9 protein-coding genes are annotated in these 8,138 nt (G+C 37.4%); 1 reads left to right on the top strand and 8 read right to left on the bottom strand.

Going from position 1 to position 8,138, the window contains the following annotated elements; translation table 11 throughout:
* Positions 1 to 355: 355 nt before the first annotated feature.
* The 6 genes from V7124_RS23880 to sppA all read right to left on the bottom strand — a co-directional run bounded on the left by V7124_RS23880 (position 356) and on the right by sppA (position 4,831).
* Positions 356 to 1,336, bottom strand: coding sequence for a class I SAM-dependent methyltransferase (locus V7124_RS23880; RefSeq protein WP_335410867.1), 981 nt, complete (start codon positions 1,334 to 1,336; stop codon positions 356 to 358).
* A gap of 63 nt (positions 1,337 to 1,399) precedes the next feature.
* Complete coding sequence (gene tpx, locus V7124_RS23875; protein ID WP_335494066.1) at positions 1,400 to 1,900, bottom strand: thiol peroxidase; 501 nt, start codon at positions 1,898 to 1,900, stop codon at positions 1,400 to 1,402.
* A gap of 158 nt (positions 1,901 to 2,058) precedes the next feature.
* Complete coding sequence (ytfJ, locus tag V7124_RS23870) at positions 2,059 to 2,559, bottom strand: GerW family sporulation protein (RefSeq protein WP_335494064.1); 501 nt, start codon at positions 2,557 to 2,559, stop codon at positions 2,059 to 2,061.
* Positions 2,560 to 2,576: 17 nt separating this feature from the next.
* The gene (locus tag V7124_RS23865; protein ID WP_335410871.1) at positions 2,577 to 3,269 is read right to left on the bottom strand and encodes a DUF2953 domain-containing protein; all 693 of its coding nucleotides are present in this window, start codon (positions 3,267 to 3,269) and stop codon (positions 2,577 to 2,579) included.
* An 83-nt stretch (positions 3,270 to 3,352) separates the two neighbouring features.
* On the bottom strand, positions 3,353 to 3,808 hold the full coding sequence (locus V7124_RS23860) for an RDD family protein (RefSeq protein ID WP_335410873.1): 456 nt from the start codon (positions 3,806 to 3,808) through the stop codon (positions 3,353 to 3,355).
* Between the two features lie 12 nt (positions 3,809 to 3,820).
* Entirely contained in the window at positions 3,821 to 4,831 is a 1,011-nt protein-coding gene (sppA, locus tag V7124_RS23855; protein WP_335410875.1) for a signal peptide peptidase SppA, read from the bottom strand.
* A 157-nt stretch (positions 4,832 to 4,988) separates the two neighbouring features.
* On the opposite strand from sppA, the gene V7124_RS23850 reads away from it, so the two are divergent.
* Positions 4,989 to 5,807, top strand: coding sequence for an NAD kinase (locus V7124_RS23850; RefSeq protein ID WP_335410877.1), 819 nt, complete (start codon positions 4,989 to 4,991; stop codon positions 5,805 to 5,807).
* 238 nt (positions 5,808 to 6,045) lie between these two features.
* On the opposite strand, the gene mbcS is transcribed toward V7124_RS23850, so the two are convergent.
* Entirely contained in the window at positions 6,046 to 7,629 is a 1,584-nt protein-coding gene (gene mbcS, locus V7124_RS23845; protein WP_335494061.1) for an acyl-CoA synthetase MbcS, read from the bottom strand.
* 149 nt (positions 7,630 to 7,778) lie between these two features.
* The gene (locus V7124_RS23840) at positions 7,779 to 7,985 is read right to left on the bottom strand and encodes an alpha/beta-type small acid-soluble spore protein (protein ID WP_066258162.1); all 207 of its coding nucleotides are present in this window, start codon (positions 7,983 to 7,985) and stop codon (positions 7,779 to 7,781) included.
* Positions 7,986 to 8,138 lie beyond the last annotated feature (153 nt).

Here is an 8,138-nt window from a genome sequence, read left to right as displayed (position 1 = left end):
AATTTTGTTGTTTTTTGAACAAAATTCTAGAACAGGGCCAACAAACTAAGTTCTAAAGTGAAAAATAACTATTCCCACGTTAAAATCGGCTTTAAGATTTTAACAAAAATAGTTAAGAAATCAGCCTTTATCAAACAACATCGGTTTAGGAAGGTCCTTTTTTTCGTACACGCTTATTTTGCGCTAACCGACATCGAATATTGCTCTCATGAGTTCATTATTTCATTGAATATTTTACAATTCAAGGGGCATTTTGGATGGAAACGGTTACTTTGAAATGTAAATTTATTCACACAATTCTAATTGTTCCTAACAAAAAAAGCGATAAAACCGATCATGTAACCGGTTTTATCACTTATTTATTTTCTAGAATCCATTTTTCAATCTTCTTCAACATATTTTCCATCTCAAGGGAATTGGATAAATTCGGCAAGTTCACTAGCAAAGCCTGTTTTGGTGCAGTGATCCCCTCGCCCTTCTTTTGTAAAATTAAAATACTTTTGGCTGCATTTTTATTACTAAACATCGTTATTGGCAATTGAAGTACACCCTGAATAATTAACTCTTCTTGAAAAAAATCTCGAAGCTGGTGTGCTTGCTCACTCTCAAAAAGACCATTTGGAATGATAAAGAATAAATAACCGCCCTGCTTCGTGTTACGCACACTTTGCTCAATAAATAAATGATGAGCATATGAGTGTCCTTCCATTGCCTTTAATTTGTAATCTAAGGCGCGAACATCGTTGGGGTAAAATCCAACAGGTAAATCGGCTATTACCGCATCGACTGGATCAATAAATAATCGTTCTAGACTATCTTGATTAAAAAGCTCAATCGGATGCTCTTGTAAATTTGCGTTCACATAAGCAAGCTTTATTAACAGGTCGTCAATCTCAACACCAATCGATTGCACATTTTTTTGCAATTGGTTTAAAACAGTGGTCACTAAATTTCCAGTGCCAATCGCAGGGTCTAACAAACGAAAGGTTGGCTGCTGGATAAATTTATCTACTAGAAAACTGATTAACATTCCTACACTATCTGGTGTCATTTGATGATTAGGCTGAACATTTTCTTTCATCCCTTTTAATATCACGAGCTGAAAGGCTTTTCGAATTTCTTCCTTGGAAAAATTACTTAAATTGATTTCTAGGTACTGTTTTTTAAGTCTTTTTTCAGTAAGTTCACTAACTTCATCCTGGAGAACGGAGCCGTGAAATAAATTCTCTCCTGTTTCAGCTAAGGCTTCTAAATATGTACAAGATAGTTCTTCTTGCAAAACAAGAGCGGTTTCATTAAATAACGTAAAAAGCTGCTCTACTGGAGAAATTTTCATAATGCACACTCCCAAAATAAGAAAAAGACCTCATCCTTGACGAGGCCTTAATCGCCATAATAATTACTTTGCATTTCTTGCAGCTTCAAGCGCTGCTTCATAGTTCGGATGATTTGTGGCTTCACTAACATATTCCACATAAGTAACAGTATCCGTTGAATCGACAACAAATACGGCACGTGTTAACAAACGTAGTTCTTGGATTGTAACACCGTATGCTTCACCAAAAGAAAGATCACGGTGATCAGATAATGTTTGGACTTTTTCAATACCTGCTGCACCACACCAGCGTTTTTGAGCAAATGGCAGGTCAACGCTGACAGTTAAAATTTTTACATCACCTAAGCTGTTCGCTTCTTCATTAAAACGACGTGTTTCTGCATCACATACCCCAGTATCTAAAGAAGGAACTGCACTGATTAGACGAACCTGTCCTTTTGTATTTTCTAGCGTTACTGGTGATAAATCATTCGCCAATACGCTGAAATTAGGAGCTTTGTCCCCTACCTTTACTTCGTTACCTAGCAATGTTACTGGATTCCCCTTAAAAGTTACGTTTGCCATAAAACATCCTCCTTTTTCGTATGAATATATAGCGAAATGAATTTCGCATCCATACAATTATGTACAGTGTAAATATATCTTTTCAGAATTCTTTTTGCAATGATTTAGGCTCACGAAAAAAGTTAATCTTCCTTTATTAAGAAGATTAACTTGTGCACCTATATATCAAATTCTTGTTTAGGAGATTGGCCTTGCTTTGATTGCTGAGACCCTTGTTGGGAAGACTGTTGTTCATTTTTTTTCGAGAACATCTGCTGAATCTTATCTACTGCTTGCGGGGCCATTTCTAAAATTTTCTCATAAAGATGGGTACTTTCATCAAGATGAAGCATTTTTACTCCATGAGAATTTACAATTAAGAAGGCAATCGGAGTAATCGAGACTCCGCCTCCACTACCACCGCCGAATGGAAGCTTTGGTTGACCTTGACCTTGACCTTGACCTTGACCTTGGCCTTGCTCTTGACCTTTCGATTGTGACCCATCAAGCCTAAACTCACTACCACCTGCAGCAAATCCAAATCCTACTTTAGAGACGGTTAGTATAACACTTCCGTCAGGCGTTTCCACAGGATCACCAATGATCGTATTAACATCAATCATTTCCTTTAGACTTTCCATAGCAGTCGTCATTAAACCTTGAATTGGATGTTCAGACACGGCTGTTTCCTCCTCTTTTAAACGGTATTAGTTTTTTCCTTCGAATAGCCAGTATTCATTTTGAGATTCGGGCGTCCGCCCTTCCAGAATTTAATTAGTTTTAATCCTGCTAAAATAGCATACCCGATACGAAACTGAAAAATACATGTTATTCGTGTTTGGATGATAGCTAATTGAAAATGGGGTGTGACGGATAATATCGGCATTTCTTTCAGTCTTAAAAAATGACTTAGCATGCCAATGATACTCCCTTTTAATGTCCAAATTGCACCCGTTAAAGTACCTGTATGAGCTGCATCCCCTACACCAACTAACGAATGCCATTCAATATGCTTTACTATTATTTTTTTCATGAATTTACTTAAGATTACATTCATATTAATGACATGCTGGAGGATTTCTTTTGCGTTGCTCAAATAAGTCATAATATCATCTTTCTTTATTTGCCCTACTTTTGTTGGGGTTCCATTTTCACTTGAATTCCCCATTTCTGAATTCCTCTTTACGACAATACTCGGTGAATTATCATCAATTTTTATTAAAGGGATTTTCATTGTGTACTTTATTAAGCCAAACCAGATCCTAAACTGTACGGTTAAGTCATCATTGTCATTATGATGATAATAATTCAGCCGGATGGTTAATTTTGAAAAAATGATTAGCATTATTAAAAGAATAATTATGATGAGTACGGAAAATATCCAATCCAATTACTTCCACATCCTTTCAGCCTATTAGTATCACCTTAAGTTAAAAAAATAAACCCGCTAACGTGTAGTTAGCGGGTCTAAAATTATCTTTCTACGTGGATAACAGAGGTATCTGTAAATAAGTCGTGAAGACCTTGTTTTTTCGGGAGAAAAGCGACTATGATATATCCTATAACCACTGTTGCAGAGATAAACCGACCAATCCATTCCCGAAATATAATCGTTCCCCAAGACAATTTATCACTATTCAAATCAATTACTTTTATGCCAAATACCATTTTTCCAATGGTCTGATTAAAATACTTTGTCATTAACACAAAATATAAATAAAATATAATTGCGGATGCTAAAGAAATCGGAGCAAACATATTAAATTCAACTAATGGAATTTCAAGCATTCTAAAAATAGGTTTAATGAGCAAGCGCTCTATACTTCCTACAACAATCAAATCGAGAAGATAGGCCCAAAACCGCATCCAAAATCCAGCATAACGAATAGAGACATTAATCATTTCGCTTTTTTGATTTTCATTTTCCATCAGAAGTCCCCCCTACTCTGCATACAAATACATTAGGTGTGGAGAATTAGGTCTTGATAATATTTTCATTATCCCAGCCATTTCGCTATCAGCACCGAACAATTCTTGAACTTTTATATTAAATAAAGAAGCAAATCCAATTGCGTTAGTATACCGGACAACCTTTGCATCCTTGAGCTTCTCTTGTTCCATCATCTGCTGTATTACATCTTCTAAATACCCAAAGTCATCGATTAAGTTTAACTCTTTAGCCTGCCTGCCATCGTAAATTCTTCCGTCAGCAATCTTTTTTACTTGCTCTGCTGTCATGTTTCTGCCTTCCGCTATTACTTTTACAAAGCCCTCATATGAATTATCAATCATATTTTGGAGGATTTGTCGTTCTTCTTCCGTCATTTGCCGTGTTGGGCTCATGATGTCTTTATATTGCCCACTTTTGATCGTAACAAAATCGACCCCATACTTGTCAGCTAAGCCCTCGTAATTGACTCCTTGCATGATGACCCCAAGTGAACCTGTAAGTGTTTCTTCACTTGCAAAGATTTTTTTTGCAGGCGCCGAGATATAATAACCTCCAGATGCCGCCATCGACCCCATAGAAATATATACCGGTTTCTTCGTTTCTTGTTGGATTTCTACCAGCTTATCATGGATCTCAGCACTTTCAACAACGCCGCCGCCAGGTGAGTTAATCTTAAGAATGATCCCTTTTACAGTGTCATCCTCTTTTATGTAGTTTAATTGTTTCATAAATCCTTGATGATTGTATCCTGCTGCCTGAAATAACGATTCAGCATCATTTGTATCTTGGATAACTCCATTGACGTCGAGTACGACAATTTTCTTCAATTCACTACCTTCCTCGATTATTTCCTCTGTGAAAGGGAGTTCGGTTGCGGCTAAAAGCTCTCCAAAATCTGTTTCAATACCTTTAAACGCAAAAGCGGATAAGAAATTAATCATTATCGATACAAAAAAGAGTACGGCAGCAATTCCAAGGGCTGCCCAGCGTTTTCCATTCATTTTGTGATCCTCCTCGATGATCCATTAAAAATTTTATTACATAATTTAAAATTCTTTCAAAATAATGCTAAAATTAATGTAGACTACCTAAGTTTATCAAAATTCAAAGGTTAATGAGATATTTTTTACAAAACTTTCACTAAAATTGGAGGGCAACATGGGACAAAGACAAAATATTTACTTTTATCATCATCTAGATAAAGAAATGCTGGAAAAGGTTGGAAAATTAGATTTGTCTGCAAAACAATATGGCTTAACAATTGTCAATGACCACCGCGATGCCAATATTATTGCAAGTATCGGTGATGACGGGACATTCCTTCAGGCTGTGAGGAAGACCGGTTTTCGTGATGATGTGCTTTACTGCGGAATCACAACAAAGGAAAGTTTAAGTATGTATTGTGACTTCAAAATTAATGATTCGTCAAAAATGGTAGAAGCTGCATCTAAAGTTGAAGCTATTTCCAATGAAGATTTAAAGGTACGACGCTATCCAATTATTGAAGTGATGGTCGATGGCCAAGGGATCTTTCCTTGCCTGAATGAGTTTAGTATTCGCTCATCAATCATTAAAACACTTGAATTAGATGTTTTTATTGATGACCTACATTTTGAAACCTTCCGTGGAGATGGACTAATCGTTGCTACCCCAACAGGGAGTACGGCTTATAATAAATCTGTTAATGGCGCAGTAGTCGACCCCTTAATTCCCTGCATGCAAATTAGCGAGGTTGCATCAATTAATAATAACAAGTATCGAACCTTAGGAGCACCATTTGTTATTGGCGGCAAACGTTCCCTCTCACTTAAAGTTATTTCGGAAGGCAATGAGCACCCTACAATCGGCTTAGACAACGAGGCTTTAAGCATTCGACTTGTTGATAAAATCCAAATTAGGCTCAGTGATAAAAAAATCAAGACCCTAAAGCTTAAAGACAATTCATTTTGGGAAAAAGTTAAGAGAACTTTTCTTTAATTGGAAAAGGCTGTGTTAAACTCGAGTGTTGATTTGAGCTCCAGGCGCTACGCTTTCCGCGGGCGGTCCGGGAAGCCTCCTCGGCGCTGAAGCGCCTGCGGGATCTCCCCTGCCCCGTCCTCCCGCAGGAGTTGAGCGCCTTCCGCTCAAATCAACAGGTTATAAAATCAAAGTATCCTTTAACACTGCCAATTTGAAAAGGCTGTCGAGTTGTTCGACAGCCTTTCTGTTTTTAGTATTATTGTTTAATGGATTGTAATTCCTGCTGGCGAAGTTCGATACGGCGAATCTTCCCTGAAGTTGTTTTGGGCAGCTCTGACAAATATTCAATTTTCCTTGGATATTTATAAGGTGCAGTAAGTGTTTTAACATGTTCTTGTAGATTTTTTGTTAGTTCAGGATCATTTGCATCGACATCCTCTTTTAAGACGACGAATGCCTTTACAATGAAACCACGAATTTCATCAGGACTTGCTACTACAGCACATTCTTTAACAAATGGGTGTTTTACCAGTGCATCTTCTACTTCAAAGGGACCAATGGTATAGCCAGAGCTAATAATGATATCATCACTTCGTCCTTCAAACCAAAAGTATCCGTCTTCATCCTTTTTGGCCTTATCGCCTGTAATATAATAGTCTCCGCGGAATTGCATCGCTGTTCTTTCTGGGTCCTTATAATAATTTTTAAACAAAGCTGGTGTCTCGACATGTACTGCGATGTCCCCAACTTCGCCGACTGAACAGATTTGTCCTTCTTCATTAATAATTTCTACCCGATTCCCAGGTGTTGGTTTACCCATTGAACCAGATTTTAATTCCATACCCTTTGTTACGCCTACTAACAAGGTATTTTCTGTTTGACCGTAGCCGTCACGGACCTCTATGTTAAAATGTCTCTTAAACGTATCAATTACCTCGCGATTTAGTGGTTCCCCGGCAGAAACCGCACTATGAAGATGAGGTAATTTGTATTCATCGAGGTTTTCTACCTTCGCCATTAAACGATATTCTGTTGGTGTACAGCAAAGGACATTAACGGAATATTTCTCTAATAGACTTAAATACTTTTGTGGCTCAAACTTCCCGCTATATACTAGCCCCGTTCCCCCTGAACCAAGCACCGATAAAAATGGGCTCCAAATCCATTTTTGCCAACCAGGAGCAGCCGTTGCCCAAACAGTGTCACCATCCTCAATACAAAGCCATTTTGGTGCAGCCGTTTTTAAATGAGCAAATGCCCAGCCATGGGTATGGACAACCCCTTTTGGATTACCAGTTGTTCCTGATGTATAGGACAAAAACGCCATATCATCTCGAAGGGTATCAGCGATTTCAAAGTCATCTGAGGCGGTATTCATTTCTTCTTCCAAATGAATCCATCCATCCTTCTTTTCCCCAACAGAAACCTTCAGAAGTGGGTGTGTGCCAGAAATATTTTCAAATTGATCCACATATGGGTAATAACTGACAACAGCTTTTACATCACCATGTAAAACACGATATTGAAGATCCTTTTCCCTTAGCATCTCCGAACTTGGAATGACAACTAGCCCTGCCTTTAAAGCTGCCAAGTAAACGACATAGGCTTCAATAAGTCTTGGAATGATTACTAGAATAACATCCCCCTTTTTCAACCCATTTTGCGTGAAAACATTTCCTGCTTGATTTACCTTTTTTAATAGTTGTTCATATGTAACCTGATTTGTTTCCCCTAATTCATTTTCCCATCTTATTGCTAATCTTTCTGGATCTTTTGCAAATCGTTCTACTTCAGATACAAGATTATACTTATCCGGTGCAATCAATTCTTCACGGTTCATATTTCTCCCCCTCAAAAAAGTTATTATACAAATATTATTATACAAAATTATTCTAAAGATTAAAAATTATTATTTTCTAGTACTAGTACCTAGTCACAAAAAAGAGAGCGGGATATAATCCCACTCTCTGTAGCCATGTTATTTATTTATTATCGTGAAAATCCGCCGCCTAATTGAGACTCAGCCATAGCGACTAAACGCTTAGTGATTTCACCACCAACGGAACCGTTAGCACGTGAAGTAGTGTCAGCACCAAGATTTACACCAAATTCAGAAGCAATTTCGTATTTCATTTGAGAAAGAGCTTGTTCAACACCAGGTACAAGTAATTGATTAGAGTTGTTGTTACTAGCCATGTGATATCACCTCCTTGTGAATATAGAATGTGTAATATCACATGGCAGTATTCTATTTTCAAATTGGTAATTGTTCACAAATATTTAACAATTTTCTTGTATAAATGGCTGTGTTAAACTTAACTGTTGATTTCCGCTACAGGCGCTACGCTT

It is taken from the genome of Neobacillus niacini, assembly GCF_036961885.1.
Taxonomy (GTDB): domain Bacteria; phylum Bacillota; class Bacilli; order Bacillales; family Cytobacillaceae; genus Neobacillus; species Neobacillus niacini_H.
The sequence above is the reverse complement of the archived record's forward strand: the minus strand, read 5'-3'. Positions and strand labels throughout refer to the sequence as shown.

Bases quoted from the DNA above. Each gene is read 5' to 3' on its own strand.
- tpx (WP_335494066.1), bottom strand. From the start codon at position 1,900: ATGGCAAACGTAACTTTTAAGGGGAATCCAGTAACATTGCTAGGTAAC.
- V7124_RS23850 (WP_335410877.1), top strand. From the start codon at position 4,989: ATGGGACAAAGACAAAATATTTACTTTTATCATCATCTAGATAAAGAA.
- V7124_RS23860 (WP_335410873.1), bottom strand. From the start codon at position 3,808: ATGGAAAATGAAAATCAAAAAAGCGAAATGATTAATGTCTCTATTCGT.
- sppA (WP_335410875.1), bottom strand. From the start codon at position 4,831: ATGAATGGAAAACGCTGGGCAGCCCTTGGAATTGCTGCCGTACTCTTT.
- mbcS (WP_335494061.1), bottom strand. From the start codon at position 7,629: ATGAACCGTGAAGAATTGATTGCACCGGATAAGTATAATCTTGTATCT.
- V7124_RS23880 (WP_335410867.1), bottom strand. From the start codon at position 1,336: ATGAAAATTTCTCCAGTAGAGCAGCTTTTTACGTTATTTAATGAAACC.
- V7124_RS23840 (WP_066258162.1), bottom strand. From the start codon at position 7,985: ATGGCTAGTAACAACAACTCTAATCAATTACTTGTACCTGGTGTTGAA.